Here is a 26,894-nt window from a genome sequence, read left to right as displayed (position 1 = left end):
GACCATTGCCGTTCTTGAGAACTGTTCGCTAGTCTCACAGCGAGCGCACTTTTTGACCTGCTTAGTCTAAACTCCAATAGAAACCCGGTTTCTTCCGCGATACCTCGCTGCTAAAAGCAAAATTAATCAGGAGAAACCGGGTTGATGAGCGTTACTCTTAGAAAGAGTAAACTCGCCCTTTTTCATCAATATAAACTGATCGGTCTTGCCGAGTGCGGGGGTCTGATCTGGTGATGCGAATCGTCACAAGGTTTGTCTGCGAGTCTACGTTATAGTCGTATTTCAAAGTTGTGCTTCCTCCTGTGGCATTAATCGGAATATTGGCAATGTCGCCGGTGCGATTGCTGATACGAACAATGATGTTTTTGCTGGTTCCGACGGGCAAGGATGACAAGTTGGCACCTGATTGACCGTATTCTAGGTTTAATCCAGTTTCATTTAACAGTCTGAGGGTTATGTTGCGAGTATTGTCAACCTGCGCTTGAGGTTGCCAGAATCCGGGTTTTTTGCCACCGTCAGTTGCAGGTTGAGATAATGCTGGGTGAGGATGCAGAAAGGCCAGGGCGGCAAGTATTGCTGCGGTTGCAATAATTTTTGATTTCACGGTTTGTACCTCCGGGTCAAGATTTGGTGATATTTCTATCCTAGCTTTAAAATCGGATGTTAGTGGAAGGAAGAAGGAAGAAGGAAGAGGGAAGAAGGAAGAGGGAAGAGGGAAGAAGGAAGAAGGAAGAAGGAAGAGGGAAGAAGGAAGAGGGAAGAAGGAAGAAGGAAGAGGGAAGAAGGAAGAAGGAAGAGGGAAGAAGGAAGAGGGAAGAAGGAAGAAGCAATAAAAGGAATAAAAGCAAGGATTTGAGAAATTAAGAATTTCCTAACCGTCAGGGCGGTTGCTATATCTACTCAGAAACCGGGTTTCTGTAGTTGTTAATATTCCTGGACGCACGACGGGTTGTCTAGAAATCCGATTTCTGAGCGGGTGGCTGCTTGCCAAAGCTATGATTTAGAGTAGAAACCGGATTTTTGGGGTCAAGTGAGTCCGGGAGTGATTAATTGTTAATTATCGATCGAGCGAGTTCTAGGAGCAGGCGCTGTTCGGCGCGGACGATCGCCCTGCTAGTTTGTTCTACAGCATCGACATTGACCGAAATCGACGAAATTCCCCACCGCACGAAGGATTCAACTGTATCGGGATACAATGCGGGAGCGTCGCCGCAGATCGAGCAAGGAATGCCGGCAGCCCTCGCCTCTTTGATTAATTGTTCGATCGCCCTCATCACTGCTCGATCGCGCCCGTTGAAAGCACCTGCTACATGGTCGGAGTTGCGGTGAACTCCTAATAGCAATTGGGTTAAATCGTTAGTGCCGATCGAAATTCCTTGAACTCCTGCTTTTACGTAATCGGGCAATAAAAATAACACCGAAGGAACTTCCGCCATAATCCACATTTGAAACTCGGTTGAGCGGTTTTTCCAAACTGTTTCTAAGCGCTGGCGGCAGTATATAAACTCGTCAACCGAGCGCACGAAAGGCAAAATTAAATTAACATTGGTATGGCCTGACTCGCAGACTTTTTGAAGTACGCAGAGTTCCCAATCAAATAATTCCGGTTCAAAGGTATAACTGAAACTGCCGTGGGCGCCTGACTCACGTAAATCGAGAGAGCGATAAAATATTGGCTGCGGCGAAACGGCAGCAGCAAATAAGCTGAGGCAATCCGCCATGCGATCGACAAATTCCGATTGGCGGCCGTCTTGCAGCCAAACTTTGGGGTTTTGACAGTCCAAAGCTTCTAATGCCATTAATTCCGATCGCAGCAATCCGATGCCGTCTATTGGCAGATTTTTGAGGCGGTCAATCGAACTTGTTTGGCTGACATTAACTAGCAGTTGAGTCGCCGTTGGTGGGCCCCAAACATATTGAGTAGACTCAGATTGTCGAGATTTAGGTGCGGAATTGGACGATCGATCGGAGGTAGAAGATTGGTGCTTGGCTATTGACATTTTTGCTGCTGTACTGTATGTATCTGCCTTTTTTGCTGTGTCCCGAAGTCTGCCGCTGTCTCCTGTCTCGATCGCATCGTGTTGGGCGAGGGCAAAAACTTCTCCGCTATCGCCGTCTACCAAAACCGAATCGCCCGAGGCGATCGCCCGAGTGGCCCCTGCCACTCCCACAACGGCGGGAATCCCCAATTCTCTAGCTAAAATGGCGCCGTGGCAGGTCATGCCTCCTTGTTCCGCAATCACCCCAGCCGCAACCTTCAGCCAAGGCAGCCAATTCGGCTCGATTGTCCGGGCTACCAAAATGCCTCCGGCTAAGAATTCCGCGTTTTCTGGGTGGGAATTAGTCATAACTTGGGCAATTGCTTCGGCTTTTCCTGATGCTGCTCCCACACCTCTGAGTATCGCAGGAGTTCTGGCTGGGGCGATCGAGTTTGGGTGCTCTCGGGCGATCGAGTTTTCCTCTAGTGGCGCGACTTTTTCCGCTTTCACAAGACGAACTTGAGTGAAATAAAACTGCTGTTCGCCGCTGTTTGCTGTCTGGTTTAGCGTCCACTCTAAAATTAAATCTGAGTCAAATTCTACGCTCGCTTTTTTACTCAATTCAATGATTTCTTGCAGTTGCGATTCCTCTAAAACGTATTCTGTTTGTGCTTCCTCTCCCAGCGCTAAAACTTGCACGCAACAATCAGCAAAATCAGGAATTATAAATGGAGAATCGGAAATTGGGAAAGCAGCAAACTTGCCCAGCAGCAGTTTTTTTTTCGGTTCACCATCGCCGACTTTGACATTGTAGGCTAATGTTTTGTAACCGATCCGCTGGAATTTAACCGCGCTTGTTTCTGGCTGCACTTGATAGTAATCGGGGATTGTTTCTCCCCTAGCGAGGGACAATCCCAAACCGCTGGTGGCTTGGATTTCCCACTGTGCGCCCGCCTTTGTTTTTACCTCGCCTGCGGCTATCGCTTCTTGAAGTGGCTGCACCAAAACTGCGGGATTGATTTGCTGTACCCGCAGGCCGCACCGCTGCCAGTAAAATAGACTTCGGGCTCTGAACATTTCTGCCCAAGCTCGTTTGAGCCCTGCCCCAATGGCTTCGGGTTCTGCCCGTACTGCCTGAGATTCCAGAATGCCGACTGTTTTCGGGTTCCAGGAAGTCAGGGAAGGGCGAAAAATTAAGGCTGTGGAGTTTAAGTTTGACTGTGAGTTGAGTTGAGAAACAGCAGACTCTAGGGTGGAGAGCAGTGAATCTGGCAGTTTGCCGGCGAGGATTTGGTGGCGGATGCTGCGGGCGATCGATTGCAGTTGTCTGGGTTCATCGACATTCAAGTGCAGGGAAGAGTTTGGCCAGTCAGCAAACAGCGGTTCTAGGCACTCGATCGACTCTAAAAACTGCCAAAATGTTTGAGCCGGCACGACAAAACCCGGTACAACAGGATGATTTTTCTGGAGCAAACAGCTCAAGTAAAATGCTTTTTCTCCCACTGCATCTCGGTCTGAAGGTTGAATTTTGTCTAACCAGTAGAGGTTTTTCACGCTGCGAGCCTGTCGGTGGAAACTGATTGAATTTGAGAGTTTTTCCCATTAATCACTTACTACAATTTTAGGATGAACAAGCGACAATGGACGGGATTAGTCAAATCTTTTCTCAATCTATTTCTTAAGTCTAACTGTCCTCTTTGTCAGCGGCCGGCCGCCGGAGAGTTTTGTCCGTACTGTCACAAGCAACTTCAGCGATGTCAGTTAACCGATCCAGGTCGATTTTGGCATTCACAACAGCGTGTTTTTGTGTGGGGTGAGTATGGCGGGGCTCTCAAACGGGCGATCGCAGCTTTGAAATATGACGGCAATCCGCAATTAGCCAAACCTCTAGGCGGCTGGCTGGCAGAAGCTTGGCTGAGTTTTCCGGAATTAGCTATAGACAATTTAACAGTTGTACCGATTCCCATGCACAAAGAAAAGGTCAAGGAGCGCGGTTTTAACCAAGCAGAACTTTTGGCTGAAAGTTTTTGCGAGCTGACTGGTTTGCCTTTGCAGCGACACGGTTTGGAGCGGGTGAAAAATACTCAGGCTTTATTCGCTCTGACGCCACAGCAGCGGCAAGCGGAAATGAAAAATGCTTTAAGTTTGGGGAAAGATTTTCGCCGTCGCCTCCCGCGCGATCGAGTGCTGTTAGTTGATGATATTTACACTAGCGGTACTACGGTTAAGTCGGCAATTAAAATATTGGAACAGTCTGGAATTTCGGTTTATGGAACTGTGGCACTTGCAACTCCGAAGAAGAGCGATCGGTAAGTTATGACTGGCTTTAAGTTTAAAAAGGTTTATAGTGAGGACATGATATTAATCAGGATTTGCTAATAAGATTTTTTTGGGAAAACGAACCGCGAAGACGCGAAGTCCGCGAAGGAAGAGAAAGAAGAGAGAGAGTTTAGGCCGAAAGCGGGAACTGGTTGCTGATGTTCCATCGGCTGCCGTTATGAAGCAGCAAGGTTAATGCCGAAGCGGTAAACTCAAAGTGGAGCGATCGCCCTGCAAATTCCAACCAAGCCGTTTGAAAATTCTCCTTTGTTAAATCGCGAAAGGCTACTGTCATGTGCGGTACAAATGGGCGACTTTGAGAAACTCGATCGACAATTCCCAAATTTGCCTCCAAATAACTCATCAAATCTTTGTGAATCTCCAGCAATTCGGGCGATTTGACAACATCAACGTAAATGACGCGGGGCGCGAAAGCGGCAAAACCGGATAGAGTAACAGGAATTGAGAGTCGGTTTGCAGAAAACTGCTTCAAACTTTCCTCTAATTTGGGAATATCCTCCGCTAACGAGTGAAAAGGAGGTTGCAGGGTGATGTGCGGCGGCGAATTCAAAGCACTGCGGCTGTTGTAGGAGGCCGCAAAATACAGTTGAATGTCAGTAATGTGCTGTTCAATATCGGGAGGTGGCACTAGGGCAATAAAAAATCGCTGTTTTGACTGGTTCATCGGATAACATCGCAGTTAAGAAAGGATTGTGCAAAATGGAATATAGAGCATTTGCCCTAGATCCCATTGCCGATCGCCCATTCCCAATCTAAAATATAAAATCTAAAATCCCAAATAAAAATGCCTTGGTTTGTCAAAATTGAGCAAGGAATTGTCGAAAAGCCTGTCTTTGACCAATACGTGCCAGCTCACAGAGCTTATGTCCGAGAGTTGATTTCTAAAGGACACCGAGCGAAAACTGGTTACTGGGGGCGGCGGGGCGGCGGTATGTTGCTGTTTGAGGCGGGTTCGATGGATGAGGCGAAGGCGATCGTCGCTGAAGACCCGCTGGTGAAAAACGGTTGCGTTATTTATGAAATTTATCACTGGTGTGTGGTTGAAGAATAAATAACTGTGTTATACTCATTTATGAACTGGATCCACGCGATTCCAACGCCCAAATCTTGTCAGGACCGGAAGGTAGCAGCAACACGGGATGCTTGTAATAGGCGTGGTCTCCGGTTCACCCAGTTTTTTGAGGTGTAGCTCCTATGCCTGGTTTCGGAGATATTTTACAAAAAGCAGTTTACCTTGGTGTCGGGCTAGCTTCCTACGCTGGTGAAAAAGCTGGCAGCAAGTTGACTGAATTACGCACTGAAGCCCAAAAGCTGGCAGACGAATTAGTCAAGCGTGGCGAGATGTCAACGGAAGAAGCTCGCCGCTTTGTTGATGACATGGTGCAACAGGCTCAGCAGCAGCCCCCCGTAGCATCGGCTGGGAACGAAAAACCCGCTGAACCTCGGCGGATTGAAATTATTTCTGAGGAAGAAGATGTCTCGGCAAAAGATGCTAAAGAGACAGGCGGCGTAGACAAGCTCCGCGAACAGGTGCAGAATTTACAAGAGGAATTGCGGCGGCTGAAGCGGGATTAAACTCAAAAAAGCTCGCTCCGCAAAGCAGGAAGGGAACTCAGGATAATACTCTTGAGTTCCCTTTTTGAATATCTCCCCTGTCTGATGTGGACGGATATCAGGCAATAGGTAATAGAATTGAAAGTAGGTGCGATCGCTTCGCATGAGGCTGGCTGCACCTGTCTGTAAAATATTTTGTAATAGCAAGCTGTCAAATTCATGGAAGATTGGTCTAAAGATTTTTTTGGAGTAATGGAAAATGCTGTTTCTGAAGTAGAGCATTTTTTCAGCGAAATGGGCGAAGAGTTTGTCGAAATGCTGGACGTTTTGGCAAAAATGTCGGAAGAGTTTACTGAACAAGTACAAAATAATCTGATTAACGACATTGACGGTTATTTCAATGAATTTGACGGTTTATTTAATGAATTTCTGGAACCGATAATTGAAATTTGCCGCGACTTTGACCCGGAGTTTGATGAGATAGATTTGTCGATGGTGACTTATGTAGACCCTTCGCCGACGCAGCAGCCGGCTTGTCGCGGTTGTCGCAACTATCACGGTCAAGTTTACGGGGGAAATTTGTTGGTTTGTGCGATGCACCCTACCGGTGTGGAATCGGAGAGTTGTGCTGATTGGGAAACTGACAGCGATATGAATTTTTAAGACGGCAGTTGAGTTGTTGAGGGGTTAATGGCTTATGGTAACGTCAATTCAGTCTCCGTCAAAGATTTCTCTGGAAGAGTTTCTGCTATTGCCAGAGACTAAGCCGGCTAGCGAGTATGTTGACGGTCAAATTTCTCAAAAAGCTATGCCCCAAGGAAAACACAGTACGTTACAATTCGAGTTTCCATCTGTTATTAATCGAGTTGGCAAGCCGCAGAAATTAGCTTATGCTTTTCCTGAACTGCGCTGTACTTTTGGGGGACGTTCTATTGTTCCAGATATAGCAGTGTTCGAGTGGCCGCGGATTCCTCTGAATTCTCTGGGAAAAATTGAAAATAGGTTTGAAATTGCTCCGGATTGGACAATTGAGATTTTATCGCCAGAGCAAAGTTCAAGTCGCGTAATTAATAAGATTCTGTTTTGCCTCAAAAATCACACTAAATTGGGTTGGATGATTGACCCGGAAGAAGAATTGGTAATTGTTTTTAAACCGCAGCAAGAACCTGAGATTAAGGAGAATGAAGATATTTTACCAGTTCTGGATGTGCTGTCGGATTTGCAAATGTCGGCGGCGGATTTGTTTGGGTTGTTAAGTTTCGATCGCGCGTGAGTTAAAGTTGAGTATAGGGAATTTTGCATCTAACGGCATTTAAAGGTGAATCGCTCAACGGCTAATAATTCGCAATTTGGGTTTCCGAAGATGCCGCCATCGCTGCAATTGCGGCAGTATCAGCGGGCGGCGGTTGCTAATTGGTTTGCGAATCAGGGGCGCGGTACGCTGAAAATGGCAACGGGTAGCGGCAAGACGATTACTGCGCTGGCGATCGCCACTGAATTATACAATAAAATTAACCTGCAAGTCCTGCTCGTAATTTGCCCTTACTGCCACTTGGTGAATCAGTGGGCGCGCGAATCAGAGAAATTTGGTTTAAAACCTATTTTGGCTTTTGATAGCGCCCGCAGTTGGCAAAATAAGCTGGCTGCGGGTTTGTATGAAGTGCGATCTGGCGATGGGCTATTTCTCACAATCATCACCACTAACGCCACATTAATGTCCGATAGCTTGCGATCGCAACTGCGCTATTTCCCAGAAAAAACCCTGATTATTGGAGACGAAGTTCACAACTTAGGCGCGCCCCGTTTAGGAGAAAGTTTGCCGCGCAATATTGGACTGCGACTCGCCCTTTCCGCCACCCCAGAAAGGCATTTCGACGAACAAGGAACCGAAGCTATTTTAGATTATTTCGGCCCTGTTTTGCAGCCGGAACTCACTTTAGCCGACGCCATCCGCCAAAAAGCATTAGTACATTATTTATACTATCCAATTTTAGTAGAATTGACAGAAGCCGAAACCCGCAAGTATTCCCGCTTAACTCAAAAGATTGGCTGGGCGCTTTGGGGCGATGAACAAGTAGAAGAAAATGATGCTTTAACAACTTTATTAATGCAGCGAGCTCGGTTAATTGGGGCAGCGGCTAATAAATTAACTGCTTTGCGAGAATTAATGATTCACCGTCTCGACACAAGCCATACTTTATTTTACTGCGGCGACGGTGCGATCGAAGGAAGTGTGCGCCGAAATAACAACCGCCAACTAACAGAAACCGCGAAGTTATTGGGTTCAGAATTAGGCTACCGAGTTAACACTTATACTGCAGCAACTCCTTTAGCAGAAAGAGAACGATTGCGCCAGCAATTTGAGAGTGGAGAATTGCAAGGTTTGGTAGCGATTCGGTGTTTGGATGAAGGGGTGGATATTCCTGCAATTCGCAATGCTGTAATTTTAGCAAGCAGCAGCAATCCGCGCCAGTTTATTCAGCGCCGGGGACGGATTTTGCGGCCGCATCCGGGGAAGGAAAGGGCAACTTTATTTGACATGATTGTTTTGCCTCCCGATTTGGGTCGGGAAACCTTAGAAGTCGAGCGCAATTTGCTGCGAAAAGAGTTGAAGCGGTTCTTGGAATTTGCCGATTTAGCCGACAATGCTGGGGAAGCTAGAGTGAAATTGCTGCAACTTCAGAAGCGTTACGGGCTATTAGACATTTGACATTTATTAAGGTTCGGTTTATGTTTTAGAAGAGAGAATTATTTGATCGTAGTTTGAGTTGCTAGTTTAGTTCGCGATCGCACGCATAGTTCAGAAACCTGGTTTCTTTGTAGATTTCTCGTGACTGTTGACAAAACTCGTAGAAACCGGGTTTCTCGCCCATGAGCCTAGGCCCTGTATATTTTAATATTTGCAAAAAAAATATGACTGAAAATCTGAATGAAAATCTGATTATGGCATTTAGATATGAAGATAGTGCGATCGCAGCCGTACCGACAAGCATTTTAGCAGAAAAGCGTTCTTCTTATCAAACTCATCAGGAATTCAGCGACGTACAGCAACCAATTACTAGCGCGCCGCCCGAAGTGCGACAAATTATTGAGCGGGTATTGGAAATTGAAAAAGATAAGTTGTACATGAGAGCTCCGCGCCACATTAACGATGACATTTTAAAAATTATTAAGGAAGCAATTGTATGAAGTTAATCTCAATTACTCTGTGCAACTTTCGTCAATTTTACGGCAAAAGCCCCGAAATTAAACTAGCTTGGGGTCGGGAAAATATTACAGTAATTCACGGTAATAACGGCGCTGGAAAAACGGCTTTAATGAATGCCTTTACGTGGGTACTTTACGGACAATTTAGCGCGGCTTTTGCGGCAGAAGAACAATTAGTAAACAAGCGCGCTCTGGCTGAGGCGGAAATTGGAAAAGCCGTAGGTTGTTGGGCGGAAATTGTTTTTGAACATGACAGCACGCGCTACCAAGCAAAACGCATTTGTCGCGCTTATAAAAGTGACAATACTGTAGAACATGGCAAGGCTGAATTGTTTCTGAATGTAGCAAAAGATAACGGTCTATGGCTGAAGCCGGATCAGCATCCCGATGATATTATCGGGCGGATTTTGCCGGAAAGTTTACATAAATATTTCTTTTTTGACGGGGAGCGAATCGAGCAAATTGTCCGCTATGACAAGAAGGCAGAAATTGCGGAAGCTACTAAGGAGTTGCTGGGGGTGGAAGTGTTGAATAGATCGATCCGGCATTTACTAGAAGCAAAAAAATCTCTTGAGATAGATTTAAATATAATTGGGAATGCTGAAACGAAGAAACTTTTAAAAGATAAGCAAAAAATTGAGCAAGAAGCTGAGCAACTTTCGAGCAGACAAGTAGAAATCGAGCGGGAATTGGCGAACCAAGGGGAGTTAAAAAAAGCAGTTAATGGTAATTTGTTGGAACTTAGCGGTGCTGCGGATTTACAAAAGTTGCGAGACGAATTGGAAATGCAGAAAAGTTTATTTAAGCAACAAATTGTACAGGCTACAGATGCTCTAAAACGAGCAATTTCTGTGCGCGGTTACGCGGTATTTCTGTCAGATGCGGCGGCGGAATTTGAAGTAATAGTAGGAAGTTTGCGAGAAAAAGGCGAGTTGCTTTCGGGGATTCAGCGGCCGTTTTTGGAAGAGTTATTAGCGCAGCAGCGGTGTATCTGCGGTGCGGAATTAGTGGAGGGTTCTGAATCTCGCCAACAGGTTAGCGGTTGGATGGATAAGGCGGGTGTTGGGGATGTGGAAGAAACAACTATTCGGATTAGCGATCGGGTAAATGAAATTGATAAACAAGTGACTGATTTTTGGGAGGAAATTGACCGACAGCAAGGCAATATCAGCCGCGATAGAACCGAACTTTCTAGGGTGGAAAATCAGTTAGACGATATTCACAACAAGCTGCGAAATTTTCCTGACGGCGATGTCAGCCGCTTGCAAAAGCGCTTGGATGAAATTGAGGCAAAAATTGGCGATTTGCACCGGGAAACAGGCTCTAACCAGCAGCAGATTGAGAGTTTGAATGTGCAGGTGTCGGCTTTGGACAAGCAAATCGATAAGCAGCAACTGAATGAGCAAAGGCAAGTATTAGCCCAGCGCCGGATTGCTGCGACTCAAGATGCGATCGCTCGCCTCACTGAAGTGCGAGATCGCTTAGAAAAACAGTTTTGTTCTCAGTTAGAAAAGCGAGTGCAAGATATTTTTAGTCAAATTTCTTTTACTCCTTACATCCCCAAGTTGAGCGATAAATATGAACTGACGCTAGTAGAAAATACGTCGGGTAAAGAATCTTTGGTTGCCGCTTCTACAGGAGAAAATCAAATTCTCAGTTTATCGTTTATCGGCGGAATTATTGAGGGCGTGCGTGAGTGGAGTCAAAAGAATACTTTGATGGGCCCGGATAGCAGTACGTTTCCAATTGTGATGGATTCTCCCTTTGGGAGTTTGGACGAGATTTATCGCAAGCAAATCGCAAATAAGCTGCCGAAGTTGGCGAATCAATTGGTAGTTTTGGTAACTAAAACTCAGTGGCGCGGAGAAGTGGCTCAAGAGATGGAGAGTTCCATTGGCAGGGAATACGTGCTGGTGTACAATTCTCCGAAAGCGGATTGCGAAGAAGATGCGATCGAACTCGGCGGGACGCGCTATCCTTTAGTTAGGCGCAGTCCAAATGAATTTGAATATACGGAAATTGTAGAGGTGGATTATGGCTTCTAATTCGGCAATTACGCAGGTTTTGGAAACGGATATTTGGGTGAAAGCGACATGGGAAGAGTTTCTAGCTTTCGCTAACGATTCAACTTGGGAAAAGGGCAAGTTTTATTACTATCAAGAACACATGAGGGTAGAAATGTCACCAGTAGGGCCGTTGCACGGGCGTCAAAATTCGATCGTTTCTTATGTAATTATTCTTTTTGCCACCTTGAGAAATATCCGAGTAGTTCAGTTTACTAATACCAGTTTTCGTAAAGCAGGTATTGGCGAGTTTCAACCTGATTTAGCTTACTATATCGGTTCAGATTTGAGAGTGCCTCCTGATGACAGCAATTCAACAGTTGATTTGAATGAATACGATCCGCCTAATTTGGTAGTAGAAATTGGGGCATCTTCTTTTAACGATGATTTAGGCAGTAAGCGGTTGCTTTACGAAAATGCAGGAATCAGTGAATATTGGGTTGAACGTGCAAACACGCGGGAGGTTTTTGCGTTTGCGATTAATGGCGGAGGTAGCGGAAGAATTCAAGAGTCGCGGCTTTTACCGGGGCTGGAAATCCGGTTAGTTGAGGAAGCTTTGAACCGGAGTCAAACAGAAGATGACGGGGAAATTAATCGCTGGTTGATTCAAACTTTTAGTCAAGGTTGAAGGGAGTTTGACGTGGAAAAAGAGTATCATAAGTTGGTGCGCGATCGCATTCCTGAAATTATTCGCCAAAGCGGGAATGAATGCGAGTTTGTAATTTTGTCGGAGGCCGAATACCGTCAAGCTTTGCTCCAGAAATTGATTGAAGAAGCGGGAGAAGCTGCGGAGGCGCAGGAGGAAGATTTGGTGGCGGAATTGGCGGATTTGTATGAGGTAATAGATGCGGTGATGGCGAGTTTTGGCATTTCGGGCGATCGACTTTTGGCGGAACAAATGAAGCGGCGGGAAGCAAGAGGAGGGTTTGCACAAAAAATTATGTTGTTGCGGACATTGTGAAGTGCGCCTGCGCGGACTGTTGGATATTTGGGAGATTTATAATAGTTAGAAACTAGATATTATGGCAATGGCTGCTAACAAAATTAGAATTGCTAAAGATAAAGCGGAGTTAGTCAAATCCTTAACTTTATCGGATAACCACACTGGCCCTTTCCAGACTTACGCCGATGTCATCGCCTTCGCCGCATCCTTGGGAAAACAGCGGAAAAAACGATCGCCTTTGGGGGAAATTTCTAAACGAGAACCGGGTGCGATCGATGTTGATATTTTTATATCAAGGGGCTACGATATGGCGATTAAATTAATTGCGATCGCCGAAACCAAAAATCCTCAAATTCTCTCCCATCTCGACGAACAATTGGAAGCCGAACGCTTGCATATTTTTGAAGAATATGCTAATGGCGGACTGGAAATTTTGCGAGAAGAGTTGCGCGGTGCGGCGGATTATACCGATCGCCTGTTGTTGGTTTTGATTTCTGAAAGAGACAACCAACATCGGTCAAATGAAGAATTCGATTTAAGCAAGTTCTTATTTTAATAGGTTCCCAATGAAGTATGTACTAGCAGATCTCATAAAGAAAGGACTCAAGGAATCTGCAAAAATTTTCGCTTACAGCTACTCAGGATTCATTATCTGCTATTTCATTCTCAAATTAATTCTTTTGGATCGACTGTGGACTATTGCCTTAATTAGCACTTTTAGCCCCTTAATTTTATTTCCAACTTTCTTGCTTCCCATCATCGGAGTGTCAATTATCAAAAAAAGATGGTTCACTATTATTTCGGTGATCGCCTGCATTATCCTAATAAGTTGGCTGCACATTAAATACTTTAGCCCAAAACCAATAAACCTCACAAATTCGCAGCCCAGCATCAAAGTTTTATCTCATAACCTCAGTTGGTATAAAACTCAGTCACCTACTTTATTTAAACTGATTCACCAGCAAAAACCCGATATTATCTTTTTACAAGAAATCGTTAGGAAACATACCGAAAGAGCTTTCACCTGGTTAAAAGCAGACTACCCCTATCAAATTGGCACTCACCCTGTAGGAATTCTCAGTAAATATCCAATTGTATCGAGCGAAATACTGCACTTAGCCGGCCATCGAGAAACGCAGCAACGGGCAATTATTAAATTTAACGAACAAGAAGTAGTGATTTATAATATGCAAGCTACCGGGCCGTGGTTGAGCAGAGTTAAAAAATTGCGTTTTTTCAAAATTCCTGTTTACAAATATGACAAACGCTCGCCTGAAATTCAAGATTTAGTGGAGCGAGTTGAGCGAGAAACTCTGCCAGTAATTGTCGCGGGCGATTTTAATATGACAGACGAAACTCAAGACTATGACAGGGTGCAGAAAGTCATGCAAGATTCTTTCCGAAAATCTGGATTTGGGTTTGGTTTTACCTGGCCTCAAGGTTGGGAACTTAAATTCTTGGTAAAAAAATCGAATTGGAGATTAAATTATCCGGTTTTCCGGATTGATTATATTTGGTATTCAAAGCATTGGGGTGCTAAATCGAGTTCGGTTTTGGAGGCAACTGAGTCTGACCATTTGCCTGTAGGAGCCGAACTTATTTTGTTGAAATAAAGCGGTATAATGTATATAAATTGAGAGGTAAACTTGGGTACAGTATCGAGCGGTAGAAGTGTTTTATAGACAAAAATTACTAAAAGGGATAATATTAATATGCGGTTTTCAGTGAGTTATATGTTAAGATAAGTATGAGGTTGAGTGATTGACAAATGCCTACTGCTGCCCAGCTAGAGAGTTTATATCGCATCAGTTATCAACTGACCTACACGATGCTTCAGCCTATACATCTGATTTGTGTTGACGATCGCACTCGTAACGTATACATATTGGCTGGGTACGATGAAGAGCTTGAGTTCCAAATTTTACCCAATGGGGAGTTTGCTGATGAGCCAAGTTAACTATAACGCCATGTCGAATACTGAATTGAAACAGTATTTTCTTAAACATCGTGGAAATCGAGCCGCTTTTCAGGCGTACTTAGACAGAATCAATCAGCATCCGCTGAGGATTATTGCAAGTCCCGGCGATCCAGATTTTGATGAGAAAGTTCAAGCCGCAATTCGCCGCAAGTTAGAAGTGGCAAGAAATCGCAGCACTTGAATGAAGCTAGGGATACGGCACTGCCGTATCCTGTATTTCATCATACTTCACCCAAGAGAAACTTAGCTCAGCACCGGCGGCAATCCTACCTCTTGCGGCTGCACAAATCGGCCGTTAAAACTAACAGCTTTATCCTCAAAAGTCCTCGCTTCCGCTACCGCTTGACGCAAATGAGCTCGCTCCATATCGTCCTGAATTCCCCCCACCAAATATACAATTAACTTCGTCGCTAAATCCTTTCCAGAAACTAGCATTCGCTTTTTGTTCGGATCGTACAAAATCCCGTACCACGCAGACTCAGGATTGTCCATGTGGCTAAATCCTTCATCGACATCGAATCTGCGGAGTTTGTCGAAAATAGATTTTAGGGAAAGTTTCTTTCTAAATACTAGAATTCCCAAAGCATTAGCTAAAGCAATTTGACCGACTGGACGGAACAAAAGATTTCCCTCGCCCGGTGGCTTTTCAAAACTAAATCGGCGCAATTCTGCCGTTTCTTCGCCGCTTTCAATTCTTTGATAGCTGGGTAAAGTTGCTAAATGATCGAACAATTTTTTAAACTCTTCAATTCCCTCTTTTAGTTCTTCATCTTCGGGACGCATGGGAATTAAACCTTTTCGTTCCGGCTTCCAATGGGGGAATTTGTATTCTAAATACCGTTCGGACATATCTTGCAGCGCTTGCAATGTGGTTAAGACTGTTGATTTGGCTGCGACTGTGGCGCTGTCCCAATTGACGCGGGGGTTTCTGTCATCTTGTTCTTTTAATAAGGGATGGGTGACGGCAATTTTTCGGGCTGCGATCGCAAATCCGTTGTCCTCGTTCAATAATGCTAATTGGCCCTGACTCAGCGTTACCGCCATTAGGTTAACGTGCACAAAGATCGATCGCACGCGCCGTTGTGCTTGCTGTCGCGTTTCCCCCGCTACCGCCGCCGGGATAAACTCAATCCCGATTTTTTCATGAGCTAATTTATACACTGTTTCAGGGTCGATTTGATACTCTTCTGCTAAATCTTCCAGAGTAATTGCAGCGCCGACAGGTTTTTTATTTTTGTTGTATCTTTGCAGGATTCCGGTTTTAATTAAACTCATTAAACCTTGAACTCCCATCAGCCGATGCTGGCCGTCTAAGGCAAAAATTGAGACTTTTTGAGAGACATTCAAAAGCCCTAAGTTCTCGTTTTTATCAAAGGATGTAAATTCAGCAGCCGATTTGGTTGCTACGCCATTTTTATCCCATTCCTCGGCTAAAGGATTGTCTACCCACGGGGGACTGACTACTACTAAAACTGCCGGGAATTTGTGCGATTTTCGGGCGGCTAAGTATTGAGTGAGGGCTGCTTGGCGCGACCAATCTAAGGGACGCTGGATAATTTCGTCAATGGTTTCGTCGTCGCGGACAATGTTGTTGGTTTGGAGGTCAAATTTTTGGCGGAAAAGCGGCATCTGGGAGGCGAAACGGACGCGAGAGTCTAACCATTCTAGGGTGACTGAACCGATGTATGCTTCGCTGTTTCCCATCTGGGTTTTTTGTACGAAAATGCGATCGTCTTTTCCTAAATAATTATCTAATAAAAGTGCGATTTCTTGTCTGTCGCTATTTTCTTTTTCTAAAATCTTGCTAGCGAGGTCATCCGCTGGGTTGGTTGTCATCGGCGGTTTTTATATAATTAGGCTATTTTTTTTAAAATATCATAGGTTAAATTCTATGTCAACTATTGTTTTTAAAAAATTTTTGTGAAATACTTGAGGTGTCGGGGAACTGTCCCCTGACTCCATACCATATTTATTGTACGATGTCAAGGATTTATTTATTTAAACCGCAGATGAACGCAGATAGACGCAGATAAGAGTTATTCATCTACGGAAAGTTGGCGTGTATCTGCGGTTTCACAAAAAAATATGTCTACTCCTTCTTTTGAATACATTTTGCCGGTCATCCGGGGAATTCAAGCGGGCCGCGAATATTACGTGTCGATGTGTCCGGTGCGTTTTTTGCCGAAATTGTTTCCCTTTGAATCTGAAGATTTGCCGCCGTCTATGCGGGCGAAACGCGCGCTTAACAAAGCTAGGATTCCCGAAATAGCTGATTATTTTGTCAAGAATCCTACAAATTATACTTGTGGGGCAATTGCTGCTTCGATTGATGCGGATATTACTTTTGAAGCAGTGGGAAATGAAGCAGAAGAACGGAAAATCGGTCGCTTGCGAGTGCCGATGGATGCTAAGTTTACTATTAATGACGGACAGCATCGCCGGGCGGCTTTTGAGATGGCTTTGAGGGAAAATCCGCAGTTGGGATATGAGACGGTGGCGCTGATTTTGTTTCTCGATGTTGGGTTGGAAAAATCGCAGCAGATGTTTGCTGATTTGAACGGTTTTCAAGTTCCTTTGGAGTCGTCACTCAGTCTACTTTACAACCACCGGGACGATCGCGCTTTTGTGGTGAAGGCTGTTGTTAAGCAGGTTGAGGTTTTCCGGTGTTTGACGGAGATGGAGAGGGGGAGTTTGAACGGGCGATCGCACAAATTGTTTGCGCTGAGTGCGATCGATCGTGCGATCGTGGCTTTGCTGTCTAATATTCACGGCAGCGAACAGGCAAAACCCTCTGGTTCTCGCACCAAAAAAGAACATAAAGAGGAAGAACTTGCTCAAAAAATACAACTGGCGGTTAGTTATTGGAATGCGGTTTGCAGTTTTATTCCCGATTGGCAATTAGTTCTGCACAAGCAAGTTGCGGCGGGGGAAATGCGCCGGGATTGCGTACACTGTCACAGTGTTGTGCTTGAGAGTTTGGGGGAAGTTGGGGCCGCTTTGCTGTCGGTTTTTCCTGAGAGTTGGGAGGAACGTTTGAGCCTTTTGCAGCAGGTTGATTGGTCGATTTCTAATCCTGATTGGGAGGGAGGGATTTTGTTGAAAGGGGGGATTTCGCGATCGAGGGCGAGTGTTAGTTGGATGACTGATTATTTGAAAAAGCGGTTGGGTTTGGAAACCGCAGATGCACGCGGACAGTGATATAATTATCACCAGTTTAGGCTAGAAAATTACTTTTTAGTCTGCTGACACTGCTTAAATTATCTAGTTTCTGCGTTATGGTTGTGCATGGCGGTGCTTAACTTTTTGTTGAAAAGAGTGTAAAATTTTAGCTGGGATTGTATTTAATCATAGCGGGAGGAGGAAATGACTACAGGAGAAGAGTCCGACAATAAGAATTTAGCATACTATCGCAAATGTTTTTCTCAGATAAATGTAGGCAATAATCCAGAAACAGTCAAGGCTCTATATCAGCCAATACTACTAATGTCGGTAACTGATTTAATTGCACAAGGTTTGATCAAGGAGAACAAGATTACGATTTCTGATGAATTAACTAACACTTTCAACAAATACTTGTCTGTGCTGAGCCCTAATTCTTCCAAGAATGTGAGTTTTTCTATTGCGTTTTTTCATTTAAACAATAAAAAGCCTCCCTTTTGGTACGTTAAATTTAACGAAGGATACGAAGGAAAGCGTGCTCAATCAATCACCAAATTAAAAAGAAATGTTGACAGTGCCGAACTGGACGAGGAACTCTTTAATTTATTGCAAGATAGTAATGCCAGGAAAGAATTAATAGATGAACTGCTCTCGGTCTGGTTTTCATCTAAAAATAAACAAATTGAAGATATTTTAAAGATTAACCAGTCTTTTCACGATTCAACATTGGATGAATTAGATACTATTGAATCTGGTAATACAGATAGACAACCAAAGGTGTATTTTAAAAAATCTGTGTTTAGAGAGGCGGTTTTTCGTAAATCTATCGTGCAGTTGTATGATTACCGATGTGCTTTTTGTCGATTAAAAGTCACTCGTTCACTTCGTCAAAGTATTGTAGATGGCGCACATATCAAGCCATTCTCAGAGTTTTATGATAATAGATTAGATAATGGACTCTCATTGTGTAAAAATCATCATTGGGCATTCGATCGAGGATGGTGGGCTGTTGACGATCGTTATCAAATTATAGTTGCTAGTGATTTACAAGAGGACTCACCACACGCTAGATTAATGAAAGAGTTTCACGGCGAACTTATTCTTTTGCCAAGTTTAGAGAAAGATTATCCGAGAAAAAAGGCGCTGCAGTGGCATCGCAAAAATGTGTGTACTTTAAATCAAAACGGAGCTCTAGAAAATGAATGATTTACAACAAATGTCACTATTTCCGCCCCGCAATATTGGTGATTTAATAGCAGACATAGAAATTTTGAAAAAGGAAATTCAAGAGCTTTATTGTCAAGATGAACTCCCACTTGTAATCGGTTGGAGTGGCGGTAAAGATAGTTCGGCAGTCCTACAGCTTGTATGGTATGCGATTGCAGAGTTGCCAATTGAAAAACGCCACAAAAAAATTCATGTTTTAACAAATGATACACTGGTAGAAAACCCTATAGTAGCTGCTGGAGTACATAATTCTCTAAAACGGATGAAAGTTGCAGCCCAAGAACAGGGAATGCCAATAGAAACTCATTTAACTTATCCAGCCGTTCAAGATACCTTTTGGGCGTGCTTAATAGGTAAAGGATACCCAGCACCTAGAAACCGATTTAGATGGTGTACGGAACGATTAAAAATACAACCAACCGGTTCTTTTATTCGTGAAATAATTAGAACTAGCGGCGAGGCAATTCTTGTTCTAGGTACTCGCAAGGCTGAAAGTGCTAAACGCGCCGCAAATATGGCTAAACATAGGGAGTGGCGGGTAAGCGAACGCCTTAATGCTAATCCCACTCGCCCTAACTCTTATATTTACCTTCCCATTGAAGACTGGCGAACAGATGAAGTGTGGCTTTACTTGATGCAGTGGGATAATCCTTGGGGAAATAACAATAAAGATTTGCTAACTATGTATCGAGGTGCAACAGCAGACAATGAGTGTCCTTTAGTTGTTGATACTTCCACGCCTAGTTGTGGAAATTCTCGCTTTGGCTGCTGGGTTTGCACAATGGTAAGCCAAGATAAATCTATGGAGGCAATGATTCAAAACGATGAAGAAAAAGAATGGATGCAGCCTCTACTCGATATTCGCAACGAATTAGACATTCCAGACGATCACCCAAAAAGAGACTTCCGCCGCATCTACGGTAGAGTAGAACTGTTTGAACGCAACATGGGCGACGACACAACCTCCGTCGAACCCATCCCAGGGCCCTACACCAAATTCTGGCGAGAACACTGGCTGAGACGAGTCTTGGAAGCACAAACCCAAATCCGCAAAACCGCACCCCTAGAAATGCGCGATATCACCTTAATTACCCCTGAAGAACTTAGCGAAATCCGCCGAATTTGGCTGGAAGAAAAGCATGAATTTGACGACTCTTTGCCCCGGATTTACGAAGAAGTTACGGGCGAACCTTTTGAAGATTCCCGTCCCGCCGCTGAAAGAAAACTTTTAGGTAGCGATGAATGGACTGTAATCGAAGAGATTTGCAGCGAGGACAAAATGCACCTCGAATTGATGGCAAAACTCCTTGATACAGAACGCCAATACTACACTAAACCCCGCCGTACAGGCATTTACGCCGATTTGGACAAATGCTTTGAAACCAGTTCGCGATCGAAGGAAGAAGCGATTGGCAACGCCCACTATCAACGCAATTTAAAAAAAGCGGTGGAAGATATTAAAGCAAATCCGACGGAAAACATTCAGCAATTCAAAGATGCGATCGCCCAAACCAACAGTTCCGCGAAAAACGATACCGTTGATATTGCCAAACTTAAAGAAGAACTCGAAAGCAATAGCAATCAAAGTAGACAGTTGTCTTGGGCGGATATTAAATTTTCACCGCCCAATTCAGGAGAGGAAAAACCTAGCGATTAGCACGCGCTAGCCTGCGGTTAAACCCAAACTTGTTGACAGCCACCCCGCCGCGCGATCGGATACAATAGGCTGTCAACTAACCTCATTATTACCCAAGCCTCATCGTTTAAATTACAAAATTTTTACGACCATGATTAATCCTAATATTCCCCATCAGGATATTACATACAGCATCATCGGCTGTGCAATGAGAGTACACCGGAGGACGCAAAAAGGTTTAAGAGAAAAACATTACCAAAGAGCCTTTGATGCAGAAATGATAGAATCCGGTTTAACAACAGAAATGGAGTATCCCAGACAAATTTACGACGGTGAAGTTTGGATGGGAATCCTCTATCTTGACCATTGGGTGAATGAAGGTATTGTAGTAGAGGATAAAGCCGTAAATTATCCAATGACCGATAAAGATAAAGCTCAAATAATAGCTTACGTAGCAGCTACAGGAGCGCAAGTAGGTTTATTTATAAACTTTGGACGCAGCAAATTAGAATATCACCGCATCCTCCCACCAAAATCTGTACAAGGTTGGCAGAAACACATTCAACCATACTTGTGGACGCCGAAAACAAGTGGCAGGGGTTGGACAAGAGGAAGTTCAGGAACCTATGAAGAAACAGATGCGGAACTCCCCTTACCTCCCAGCATTCCGCCCCAAAACCAGGAGGAAGATTCCACCGATGTGATTGATTGGTAGCAAGGGGGGAAGCGGTTAGCAACGGATTTTGTAACGGATGTAACGGATGATTAGTGGGTGATTACCAAATCCGCTGCTAATCGCCCCCCACCAACCACCCATCCGTTAAATCGGCTGCTAACCGTCCCCCCACCAACCACCCATCCGTTAAATCCGTTGCTAATCGCCCCCCACCAACCACCCATCCGTTAAATCCGCTACAAAATCCGTTGCTAACCGCCCCCCCCACCAACCAACAACATCTACATCTACAATGCAATTCCTCGAACTCGTCCTCAAAAACTTCGGCCCTTATGCAGGCACCCAAACCATCAATCTCTGCCCCGAAAAAGACGGAAATCCCTGCCCAGTCATTTTATTTGGCGGCATGAATGGCGGCGGCAAAACCACCCTTATGGACGCCATTCGCCTCGCCCTCTACGGTGGCCGCGCCCAATGTTCCACTAGAGGCAATTTAAGCTACAGCGACTTTCTCAATCAATGCGTCAACCGCCACACTCCCCAATTAGAAGATACCCGCGTCGAACTAACATTTGAACAAGTCCAAGATGACAAATTAGCTCAATTTAAAATAGTTAGATACTGGAAAAAATTAGACATCAAAGACACCTTGAGCATTCTCATATACAGCGAGATTGTCAGCGATTGGTGGTCGGACAAAGCAATTACTAACACCTGGGACGAATACATCGAAACTCTTTTGCCAGTCGGAATATCCAACCTATTTTTGTTTGACGGCGAACAAGTAAAAGAACTCGCCGAACTCGAAACACCACCAGAGTTTGTCGTCGGGGCGATTAAATCTCTTTTAGGTTTAGAATTAGCAGAACGCCTAGCCGTCGATTTAGAAATATTAGCCGGCCGCAAGCGGAAAGAAATGGCTGGCAAAAAAGACTTGGCTGCTTTAGAAAAAATCGAACAAACTTTTAAGAAAATTACTGATGAAATAGACTTAGCTAAGCAAGAACAAGCCAGCTTTAAAAATGAGTTAGATAAAGCTCAAAAAAATCAGCAACAAGCATCAGAAAAGTTTATTTATGAAGGCGGGAAAATTGCCGCCGATCGCAGTCAGCTAGACAGCAAGCTAAACGACTACAGAAATAAGGCAGACAAAACCCGTCAATCCATGATGGAATTGGCGTCAAATACGCTACCACTAGCCTTGATTTCGCCTTTGCTAAGTGAAGCCAAAATTCAAGCAGAAACAGAAGCCAGCCAGCAGCAAGCAAAGATTGCCCAAAATGTTATCAAACAAAGAAGCGATCGCCTTCTCAACTATATCGCGGAAATCTCGTTAAATCCCCAACAGCTAGATAAAATTCAAGACTTCATCCGCCAAGAAAACCAAGAACTCGAACAGCAAGCGGGAACAGACGTTCCGCCCTGGATGAACGCCGACAACAACAGCATCCAGCAACTAGAAAACCTTCTTAGCTACCAAATCAAAGCCCAGCAAATTCTAGCCCGCGACCAAATAGAAGAAATCAAAAGCATCGAAGCAGAAATCGACTTTACAGACAGACAACTCGCAGCCGCAGCTTCCCCCGAAGCCTACGAAAAACTAGAAGAAGAAGTCAGGAAAGCCCAAAAAGCAGTCGCGATCGCAGCCGCCGCCTTGGAATCAGCCAACCGCCGCGTCGATGAATTAGAGAGAGAATTAGCCAAAAACCAAAAAGAACTAGAAAACTACAGCAGCGAATACATCACCATCAGAAACAGCCAACACGTCATCGCTTCGATCGCCAAAGCCCAAGCCACCCTGAAACTCTTTAAAGAAAAACTCACCCTCAAAAAACTCAACAAACTGGAAATAGAAATTACCGACTGTTTCCGCTACCTGTTGCATAAAACCGACCTCGTGCACAGAGTTGCGATCGACACTCAAACATTTAGCCTCTCCATTTACGATCCAGAAGGCAAACCGGTACCCAAACACCGACTTTCAGCCGGGGAAAAACAGTTACTGGCGATCGCCTTTTTGTGGGGATTGGCTAGAGTATCCGGGAGACAATTGCCAGTGGCGATTGACACTCCCTTGGGCCGCCTCGACTCCTCCCACAGAAACAACCTAGTCGAACGCTATTTTCCCTCGGCCAGCCACCAAGTCATCCTGCTTTCTACCGACACAGAAATTAGAAAAGTAGAATACGAAAAACTCCAAGAATTAGAGGCGATCGCGCACAGCTACCTCCTCAAATACGACTCCGCCAAACACCAAACCACCGTCGAAAAAGGTTACTTCTGGGAATAAAAATTCGCCCTAAAAAATAGCCGCAACCCCTTGACTTTGCCCTGGGGTTGCGGTAGTATATATAGCATAATGGGATGGTTGCGAAAATTTTATTTTTGCCACCATCCCATTATTAAGGATAAATCTTAATACAATCAAAATACCAAAAAAAACCGATTTAATCAAGTCGCGCCGTGTAAAAAAATGTTAATTATTTCTAGTTATCTAGAGGCTTTGCTTCCCCAATATTAACACTTTTTACAATATACCAAACAATCTCAAACTCATGGAACCACCAGTCGATCGCATCCGCCTCTCCCAAACAGGCAAAGACCAACTATCAAAACTGAAACGATCGACCAAAATCGATCAGTGGAATATTCTATGCAGGTGGGGATTTTGCCGATCGCTCGCCGAACCCAGCATTCCATCCCCAGTACCAATTCCCAGCGACAGCAACGTCGAATTAAGCTGGGATGTCTTCGGCGGCGACATGGCAGATATCTTGATAATGGCCCTCAAGCAGCGCTGTTATCAAGACAATTTAGGCACAGAAAAAGAAACTTTAGCCAAACAATTTCGCCTGCACTTGCACCGAGGGATTGGTTATTTGGCCGGCGATCCGAATATTAAGAAAATCGAAGACTTGGTGGCGATCGCTCTGTCGCCTGAAAAATTAAGAAATTAAACGAACCGCGAAGACGCAAAGGACTCGAAGGAAGAAGGGAAAAGAAGGGATGAGTTCACAATTTACTTCAGTAAAAGCGGGAAAAAATGCCCTACTGGGCCTTGACCTTCCCCAATATCCAAAGCATATTTGAGAGCAGTAGTAACATAATTCTTAGCTAATGTCACCGCCGTAAACAAATCTTTCCCCAAAGCCAAATTAGCAGCGATCGCAGCACTCAAAGTACAACCAGTCCCGTGAGTATTCCCAGTATCAACATTCTCAGTCTTCAACACATCCAACCGCGTACCATCAAACCAAACATCAATTCCCCGCAAATCTCCCGCCATGCCGCCGCCTTTCACCAAAACAGCTTTCGCACCCAAACGATAAATCTGCTGCGCCGCCGATCGCATATCGTCTAGAGAAACAATCTCCAAACCGCTCAAAATCTGAGCCTCAAACCGATTGGGAGTCACGACAGCAGCCAAAGGAATCAAAACATCCCGCAAAAATGCGATCGCCCCATCATCAATCAATCGATCGCCCGATCGTGAAACCATCACCGGATCGACAACCAAATTCCCTATTCGCAAAGCTTCCACCTGTAAAGCCACCGCCGCCATAATTTCCCGATTCAGCAGCATCCCAGTTTTCACAGCGTGCACCCCAATATCCCCAGCCACCGCCTCAATTTGAGCCGCCACAGCCTCAGCAGACAAAGCATCAACTCGCATCACCCCCAAAGTATTTTGAGCCGTCACGCAAGTCAAAGCACTCGTACCGTGTACACAGTGAAACGCAAAAGTCCGCAAATCCGCCTGAATTCCGGCGCCGCCGCCACTATCGGAACCCGCCACAGTCAAAGCCACAGGAATCTTCGATTTAATCATCTTTTTTCAACCGCAGATAAACACACACATCCCAATAATATCTGGGTTCATCGTGGCACGGGCGGGACGCCCGTGCTTCCCAAGGAGTTAAAATTCCCAAACAAAATTAGCTATGATTAAAACCAATGTAAAGAATTATTGCAAACAACTGTGAAAATCACCCGAATCGACCTCAACTCTTGGATCTTCCACATCGCAGGCCAAACCATCCTCGTCGATCCCTGGCTGGTCGATCCCCTCGTTTTTTACGGTCAACCCTGGCTGTTCACCGCCTACCATAACACCCCCGTCGCCTTCACTCCCAGCACCTTACCTCCGATCGACCTCATCCTGATTTCCCAAGGATTAGACGACCACTGCCACAAACCAACACTCGAACTGCTCGATCGCACAATTCCCGCGATCGCCTCACCCACCGCCGCCAAAGTCCTCAGCAGTTTAGGCTACACTAATATCACATCTTTAGCAAATTGGCAAGAGTTAAATTTTAAAGAAAAGTTACAAATTACTGCCGTACCCGGAGCCGAAATCGGACCCGGACAAGAAGAAAACGGCTATTTGCTCAAAGATTTAAGCAGCGGCGAGACACTTTATTACGAACCGCACCTGCCACCATTAGAAAAAGTCAAACAGAAAATAGACACAGTAGACGTAGCGATCGCCCCAGTCATCGGTCAAATCTTCCCATTCCTCGGACAAGTCATCATCGGGCCTTCTGAAGCCCTCGGCCTTGCCCAAACACTGAAACCTCGGTTTTTTCTGCCTACAGCGACGGGAGACATCCGAGCCACAGGCATTTTACCAATGTTAGTGCGATCGATCGGCAGCATCCCCGAATTTCGCGATTTACTAGCAAAATCGGGACTTTCCACCCAACTCCTCGAACCCGAACCAGGCCAAACCCTAGAAATTTGAGATTTGAGATTTTAGATTTTAGATTTAATCCGCCATCCAAAATCCCAAATCCACATTTATCTAGGCGGGCGACGGTTACGCAAAAACTCAGGAATATCCAATCCCAAATCCTGCGGCGGTTTCGCTTTCGGATCGGGCGTCTGTTGAGCAGGAGTCGTCGGCACAGTGGCAGCCCGCCAAGGAGCATTAACATTTTGCGTCCGCCCCGGAGCCGGAGGCGACGGAACTTCCCCCGAAAAACCAGTAGCGATCACAGTAATCTTAATTTCGCCCTGAAGCCGCTCGTCAATCACCGCTCCAAAAATAATATTGGCATTTGGATCGACAACCTCGTAAATCGTCTCAGCCGCCGCATTCACCTCGTGCAGCGTCATGTCAGTACCGCCAGTGATGTTAAACACCACACCTCTAGCGCCCTCAATAGACGAAGCTTCCAGCAGAGGCGAAGAAATAGCCTGCATCGCAGCCTCCCTAGCCCGCGACTTGCCAGAACCCACGCCGATGCCCATCAAAGCCGAACCCGCATCAGCCATTACTGCCCGCACGTCAGCAAAGTCAACATTCACCAAACCGGGAATAGTAATAATGTCAGAAATACCCTGAACCCCTTGGCGCAGGATATCGTCAGCAACTCGAAAAGCCTCTTGTACCGGCATTTGTTCCGAAATCACAGACAGCAGCTTGTCGTTAGGAATTACGATCAGCGTATCCACCCGAGTTTGCAAAGCCGCAATCCCTTCCTCAGCTTGGCTGGTGCGCCGCCGTCCCTCAAACGTAAAAGGCCGCGTCACTATGCCCACAGTCAAGGCGCCCATTTCCTTAGCCACCTCAGCCACGATCGGAGCCGCGCCCGTGCCCGTACCGCCGCCCATGCCGGCGGTGATAAATACCAAATCCGCGTGATTCAAAGCATTAGCAACCTCGTCGCGAGATTCCTCCGCAGCCTTTTGACCGATCGCCGGATTGCCCCCCGCGCCCAAACCGCGCGTCAACTTCTGTCCGACTTGCAAGCGTTTCGGAGCATTTGAGAGAACCAGAGCTTGGGAATCTGTATTCACGCACCAAAACTCGACACCAGAAACCTCGCTGGCAATCATCCGGTTAACGGCGTTGCCCCCACCGCCGCCGACGCCAATTACTTTGATTTTGGCAGCACTGCTGGGCATTATGTCTTTGGGATTGACCATAGGATCGATATCAATACTATCTACATTTACATAACCAGACTTGCGTCTAAAGGGATTGGCGGAATCTGCAGCCACCGGAAAATTTTTTACTTCTTCCGAAGGGGGACTGTCTTGGTCAGACCCCTGTCTATTATTAAGCTTCATTAGAGTCGGGGATAGTAGATTACAGCTTTTTAACTAAACGCCAATTCACAATCAACT

At 45.2% G+C, this 26,894-nt stretch carries 29 protein-coding genes and 1 other RNA gene; 23 read left to right on the top strand and 7 right to left on the bottom strand.

Going from position 1 to position 26,894, the window contains the following annotated elements:
• Positions 1 to 157: 157 nt before the first annotated feature.
• Positions 158 to 604, bottom strand: coding sequence for a hypothetical protein (locus QUB14_RS10140; RefSeq protein ID WP_333216715.1), 447 nt, complete (start codon positions 602 to 604; stop codon positions 158 to 160).
• A gap of 56 nt (positions 605 to 660) precedes the next feature.
• Here QUB14_RS10140 and QUB14_RS10135 point away from each other — a divergent pair, with 56 nt between their 5' ends.
• Positions 661 to 864, top strand: a complete 204-nt coding sequence (locus QUB14_RS10135; protein WP_333216713.1) for a hypothetical protein — start codon at positions 661 to 663, stop codon at positions 862 to 864.
• A gap of 182 nt (positions 865 to 1,046) precedes the next feature.
• Here QUB14_RS10135 and QUB14_RS10130 read toward each other — a convergent pair whose 3' ends face one another.
• Positions 1,047 to 3,533, bottom strand: coding sequence for a putative PEP-binding protein (locus QUB14_RS10130; protein WP_333216711.1), 2,487 nt, complete (start codon positions 3,531 to 3,533; stop codon positions 1,047 to 1,049).
• 72 nt (positions 3,534 to 3,605) lie between these two features.
• Here QUB14_RS10130 and QUB14_RS10125 point away from each other — a divergent pair, with 72 nt between their 5' ends.
• A complete protein-coding gene (locus tag QUB14_RS10125; RefSeq protein ID WP_333216709.1) occupies positions 3,606 to 4,292 on the top strand; it encodes a ComF family protein in 687 nt (228 codons plus the stop codon).
• A gap of 136 nt (positions 4,293 to 4,428) precedes the next feature.
• On the opposite strand, the gene QUB14_RS10120 is transcribed toward QUB14_RS10125, so the two are convergent.
• Positions 4,429 to 4,983: a 2'-5' RNA ligase family protein gene (locus QUB14_RS10120; protein WP_333216707.1), complete on the bottom strand. Its 555-nt coding sequence runs from the start codon at positions 4,981 to 4,983 to the stop codon at positions 4,429 to 4,431.
• Positions 4,984 to 5,103: 120 nt separating this feature from the next.
• Here QUB14_RS10120 and QUB14_RS10115 point away from each other — a divergent pair, with 120 nt between their 5' ends.
• The 14 genes from QUB14_RS10115 to QUB14_RS10050 all read left to right on the top strand — a co-directional run bounded on the left by QUB14_RS10115 (position 5,104) and on the right by QUB14_RS10050 (position 14,245).
• On the top strand, positions 5,104 to 5,370 hold the full coding sequence (locus QUB14_RS10115) for a YciI family protein (protein ID WP_006632991.1): 267 nt from the start codon (positions 5,104 to 5,106) through the stop codon (positions 5,368 to 5,370).
• A 23-nt stretch (positions 5,371 to 5,393) separates the two neighbouring features.
• An RNA gene (gene ffs / locus QUB14_RS10110) (signal recognition particle sRNA small type) lies at positions 5,394 to 5,490 on the top strand.
• A 23-nt stretch (positions 5,491 to 5,513) separates the two neighbouring features.
• Complete coding sequence (locus QUB14_RS10105) at positions 5,514 to 5,894, top strand: phasin-related domain-containing protein (protein WP_333040711.1); 381 nt, start codon at positions 5,514 to 5,516, stop codon at positions 5,892 to 5,894.
• Between the two features lie 198 nt (positions 5,895 to 6,092).
• Positions 6,093 to 6,536 carry a hypothetical protein gene (locus QUB14_RS10100; RefSeq protein ID WP_333216705.1) on the top strand — a complete coding sequence of 148 codons (444 nt, stop codon included), beginning with the start codon at positions 6,093 to 6,095 and terminating at the stop codon, positions 6,534 to 6,536.
• 34 nt (positions 6,537 to 6,570) lie between these two features.
• A complete protein-coding gene (locus QUB14_RS10095) occupies positions 6,571 to 7,146 on the top strand; it encodes a Uma2 family endonuclease (protein WP_333216703.1) in 576 nt (191 codons plus the stop codon).
• A gap of 90 nt (positions 7,147 to 7,236) precedes the next feature.
• Complete coding sequence (locus tag QUB14_RS10090) at positions 7,237 to 8,583, top strand: DNA phosphorothioation system restriction enzyme (RefSeq protein WP_333216720.1); 1,347 nt, start codon at positions 7,237 to 7,239, stop codon at positions 8,581 to 8,583.
• A gap of 203 nt (positions 8,584 to 8,786) precedes the next feature.
• Positions 8,787 to 9,062 (top strand): hypothetical protein, encoded by a 276-nt coding sequence (locus QUB14_RS10085; protein WP_190660639.1) that lies wholly within the window; start codon positions 8,787 to 8,789, stop codon positions 9,060 to 9,062.
• Entirely contained in the window at positions 9,059 to 11,125 is a 2,067-nt protein-coding gene (locus tag QUB14_RS10080; RefSeq protein ID WP_333216701.1) for an AAA family ATPase, read from the top strand. Before QUB14_RS10085 ends, QUB14_RS10080 begins: the two co-directional genes overlap by 4 nt.
• Positions 11,115 to 11,771, top strand: a complete 657-nt coding sequence (locus QUB14_RS10075; RefSeq protein WP_333216699.1) for a Uma2 family endonuclease — start codon at positions 11,115 to 11,117, stop codon at positions 11,769 to 11,771. The genes QUB14_RS10080 and QUB14_RS10075 overlap by 11 nt, the downstream gene beginning before the upstream one ends.
• A gap of 12 nt (positions 11,772 to 11,783) precedes the next feature.
• Positions 11,784 to 12,104, top strand: a complete 321-nt coding sequence (locus tag QUB14_RS10070; protein WP_333216697.1) for a nucleoside triphosphate pyrophosphohydrolase — start codon at positions 11,784 to 11,786, stop codon at positions 12,102 to 12,104.
• Positions 12,105 to 12,171: 67 nt separating this feature from the next.
• A complete protein-coding gene (locus QUB14_RS10065) occupies positions 12,172 to 12,642 on the top strand; it encodes a DNA phosphorothioation-associated protein 4 (RefSeq protein ID WP_333216695.1) in 471 nt (156 codons plus the stop codon).
• Between the two features lie 10 nt (positions 12,643 to 12,652).
• A complete protein-coding gene (locus QUB14_RS10060) occupies positions 12,653 to 13,699 on the top strand; it encodes an endonuclease/exonuclease/phosphatase family protein (RefSeq protein WP_333216693.1) in 1,047 nt (348 codons plus the stop codon).
• 155 nt (positions 13,700 to 13,854) lie between these two features.
• Complete coding sequence (locus tag QUB14_RS10055; RefSeq protein ID WP_333077086.1) at positions 13,855 to 14,043, top strand: DUF6888 family protein; 189 nt, start codon at positions 13,855 to 13,857, stop codon at positions 14,041 to 14,043.
• Positions 14,030 to 14,245, top strand: coding sequence for a DUF6887 family protein (locus QUB14_RS10050; RefSeq protein ID WP_333163313.1), 216 nt, complete (start codon positions 14,030 to 14,032; stop codon positions 14,243 to 14,245). The genes QUB14_RS10055 and QUB14_RS10050 overlap by 14 nt, the downstream gene beginning before the upstream one ends.
• Before the next feature lie 62 nt (positions 14,246 to 14,307).
• Here the strand turns inward: QUB14_RS10050 and QUB14_RS10045 are convergent, their stop codons facing one another.
• Entirely contained in the window at positions 14,308 to 15,900 is a 1,593-nt protein-coding gene (locus tag QUB14_RS10045; RefSeq protein ID WP_333216692.1) for a DGQHR domain-containing protein, read from the bottom strand.
• Positions 15,901 to 16,149: 249 nt separating this feature from the next.
• Here QUB14_RS10045 and dndB point away from each other — a divergent pair, with 249 nt between their 5' ends.
• From dndB to QUB14_RS10025, 4 genes are all read left to right on the top strand, one after another.
• Positions 16,150 to 17,262, top strand: a complete 1,113-nt coding sequence (gene dndB / locus QUB14_RS10040) for a DNA sulfur modification protein DndB (RefSeq protein WP_333216690.1) — start codon at positions 16,150 to 16,152, stop codon at positions 17,260 to 17,262.
• A 165-nt stretch (positions 17,263 to 17,427) separates the two neighbouring features.
• The gene (locus QUB14_RS10035) at positions 17,428 to 18,429 is read left to right on the top strand and encodes an HNH endonuclease (protein ID WP_333216688.1); all 1,002 of its coding nucleotides are present in this window, start codon (positions 17,428 to 17,430) and stop codon (positions 18,427 to 18,429) included.
• Positions 18,422 to 20,107 carry a DNA phosphorothioation system sulfurtransferase DndC gene (gene dndC, locus QUB14_RS10030; protein WP_333216686.1) on the top strand — a complete coding sequence of 562 codons (1,686 nt, stop codon included), beginning with the start codon at positions 18,422 to 18,424 and terminating at the stop codon, positions 20,105 to 20,107. The genes QUB14_RS10035 and dndC overlap by 8 nt, the downstream gene beginning before the upstream one ends.
• 130 nt (positions 20,108 to 20,237) lie before the next feature.
• Positions 20,238 to 20,801 (top strand): GxxExxY protein, encoded by a 564-nt coding sequence (locus QUB14_RS10025; RefSeq protein WP_333216684.1) that lies wholly within the window; start codon positions 20,238 to 20,240, stop codon positions 20,799 to 20,801.
• 50 nt (positions 20,802 to 20,851) lie between these two features.
• Here QUB14_RS10025 and QUB14_RS10020 read toward each other — a convergent pair whose 3' ends face one another.
• Positions 20,852 to 20,986, bottom strand: a complete 135-nt coding sequence (locus QUB14_RS10020; protein WP_333216682.1) for a hypothetical protein — start codon at positions 20,984 to 20,986, stop codon at positions 20,852 to 20,854.
• 68 nt (positions 20,987 to 21,054) lie between these two features.
• On the opposite strand from QUB14_RS10020, the gene dndD reads away from it, so the two are divergent.
• Both dndD and dndE read left to right on the top strand, forming a co-directional pair.
• A complete protein-coding gene (gene dndD / locus QUB14_RS10015) occupies positions 21,055 to 23,052 on the top strand; it encodes a DNA sulfur modification protein DndD (RefSeq protein ID WP_333216680.1) in 1,998 nt (665 codons plus the stop codon).
• Between the two features lie 265 nt (positions 23,053 to 23,317).
• Positions 23,318 to 23,719: a DNA sulfur modification protein DndE gene (gene dndE / locus QUB14_RS10010; RefSeq protein WP_333206025.1), complete on the top strand. Its 402-nt coding sequence runs from the start codon at positions 23,318 to 23,320 to the stop codon at positions 23,717 to 23,719.
• Positions 23,720 to 23,781: 62 nt separating this feature from the next.
• Here dndE and thiD read toward each other — a convergent pair whose 3' ends face one another.
• Entirely contained in the window at positions 23,782 to 24,591 is an 810-nt protein-coding gene (gene thiD / locus QUB14_RS10005; RefSeq protein WP_333216678.1) for a bifunctional hydroxymethylpyrimidine kinase/phosphomethylpyrimidine kinase, read from the bottom strand.
• Positions 24,592 to 24,741: 150 nt separating this feature from the next.
• Between thiD and QUB14_RS10000 the strand changes: the two genes are divergently transcribed.
• Entirely contained in the window at positions 24,742 to 25,506 is a 765-nt protein-coding gene (locus QUB14_RS10000; protein ID WP_333216676.1) for an MBL fold metallo-hydrolase, read from the top strand.
• A gap of 56 nt (positions 25,507 to 25,562) precedes the next feature.
• Here the strand turns inward: QUB14_RS10000 and ftsZ are convergent, their stop codons facing one another.
• Positions 25,563 to 26,837, bottom strand: a complete 1,275-nt coding sequence (gene ftsZ, locus QUB14_RS09995) for a cell division protein FtsZ (protein WP_333027130.1) — start codon at positions 26,835 to 26,837, stop codon at positions 25,563 to 25,565.
• Positions 26,838 to 26,894: the final 57 nt, after the last annotated feature.

Origin of the sequence: Microcoleus sp. B3-D2 (genome assembly GCF_036705345.1) — a bacterium.
Classification (GTDB): domain Bacteria; phylum Cyanobacteriota; class Cyanobacteriia; order Cyanobacteriales; family Microcoleaceae; genus Microcoleus.
This window is presented reverse-complemented; position numbering and strand designations above follow the sequence as displayed.

Excerpts from the sequence above, each read along its gene's own strand:
- QUB14_RS10135 (WP_333216713.1), top strand. The coding sequence starts at position 661 with ATGTTAGTGGAAGGAAGAAGGAAGAAGGAAGAGGGAAGAAGGAAGAGG.
- QUB14_RS10125 (WP_333216709.1), top strand. The coding sequence starts at position 3,606 with ATGAACAAGCGACAATGGACGGGATTAGTCAAATCTTTTCTCAATCTA.
- QUB14_RS10120 (WP_333216707.1), bottom strand. The coding sequence starts at position 4,983 with ATGAACCAGTCAAAACAGCGATTTTTTATTGCCCTAGTGCCACCTCCC.
- QUB14_RS10115 (WP_006632991.1), top strand. The coding sequence starts at position 5,104 with ATGCCTTGGTTTGTCAAAATTGAGCAAGGAATTGTCGAAAAGCCTGTC.
- QUB14_RS10105 (WP_333040711.1), top strand. The coding sequence starts at position 5,514 with ATGCCTGGTTTCGGAGATATTTTACAAAAAGCAGTTTACCTTGGTGTC.
- QUB14_RS10100 (WP_333216705.1), top strand. The coding sequence starts at position 6,093 with ATGGAAGATTGGTCTAAAGATTTTTTTGGAGTAATGGAAAATGCTGTT.
- QUB14_RS10095 (WP_333216703.1), top strand. The coding sequence starts at position 6,571 with ATGGTAACGTCAATTCAGTCTCCGTCAAAGATTTCTCTGGAAGAGTTT.
- QUB14_RS10090 (WP_333216720.1), top strand. The coding sequence starts at position 7,237 with ATGCCGCCATCGCTGCAATTGCGGCAGTATCAGCGGGCGGCGGTTGCT.
- QUB14_RS10085 (WP_190660639.1), top strand. The coding sequence starts at position 8,787 with ATGACTGAAAATCTGAATGAAAATCTGATTATGGCATTTAGATATGAA.
- QUB14_RS10080 (WP_333216701.1), top strand. The coding sequence starts at position 9,059 with ATGAAGTTAATCTCAATTACTCTGTGCAACTTTCGTCAATTTTACGGC.
- QUB14_RS10075 (WP_333216699.1), top strand. The coding sequence starts at position 11,115 with ATGGCTTCTAATTCGGCAATTACGCAGGTTTTGGAAACGGATATTTGG.
- QUB14_RS10065 (WP_333216695.1), top strand. The coding sequence starts at position 12,172 with ATGGCTGCTAACAAAATTAGAATTGCTAAAGATAAAGCGGAGTTAGTC.
- QUB14_RS10060 (WP_333216693.1), top strand. The coding sequence starts at position 12,653 with ATGAAGTATGTACTAGCAGATCTCATAAAGAAAGGACTCAAGGAATCT.
- QUB14_RS10055 (WP_333077086.1), top strand. The coding sequence starts at position 13,855 with ATGCCTACTGCTGCCCAGCTAGAGAGTTTATATCGCATCAGTTATCAA.
- QUB14_RS10050 (WP_333163313.1), top strand. The coding sequence starts at position 14,030 with ATGAGCCAAGTTAACTATAACGCCATGTCGAATACTGAATTGAAACAG.
- QUB14_RS10045 (WP_333216692.1), bottom strand. The coding sequence starts at position 15,900 with ATGACAACCAACCCAGCGGATGACCTCGCTAGCAAGATTTTAGAAAAA.
- dndB (WP_333216690.1), top strand. The coding sequence starts at position 16,150 with ATGTCTACTCCTTCTTTTGAATACATTTTGCCGGTCATCCGGGGAATT.
- QUB14_RS10035 (WP_333216688.1), top strand. The coding sequence starts at position 17,428 with ATGACTACAGGAGAAGAGTCCGACAATAAGAATTTAGCATACTATCGC.
- dndC (WP_333216686.1), top strand. The coding sequence starts at position 18,422 with ATGAATGATTTACAACAAATGTCACTATTTCCGCCCCGCAATATTGGT.
- QUB14_RS10025 (WP_333216684.1), top strand. The coding sequence starts at position 20,238 with ATGATTAATCCTAATATTCCCCATCAGGATATTACATACAGCATCATC.
- QUB14_RS10020 (WP_333216682.1), bottom strand. The coding sequence starts at position 20,986 with ATGGGTGGTTGGTGGGGGGCGATTAGCAACGGATTTAACGGATGGGTG.
- dndD (WP_333216680.1), top strand. The coding sequence starts at position 21,055 with ATGCAATTCCTCGAACTCGTCCTCAAAAACTTCGGCCCTTATGCAGGC.
- dndE (WP_333206025.1), top strand. The coding sequence starts at position 23,318 with ATGGAACCACCAGTCGATCGCATCCGCCTCTCCCAAACAGGCAAAGAC.
- thiD (WP_333216678.1), bottom strand. The coding sequence starts at position 24,591 with ATGATTAAATCGAAGATTCCTGTGGCTTTGACTGTGGCGGGTTCCGAT.
- ftsZ (WP_333027130.1), bottom strand. The coding sequence starts at position 26,837 with ATGAAGCTTAATAATAGACAGGGGTCTGACCAAGACAGTCCCCCTTCG.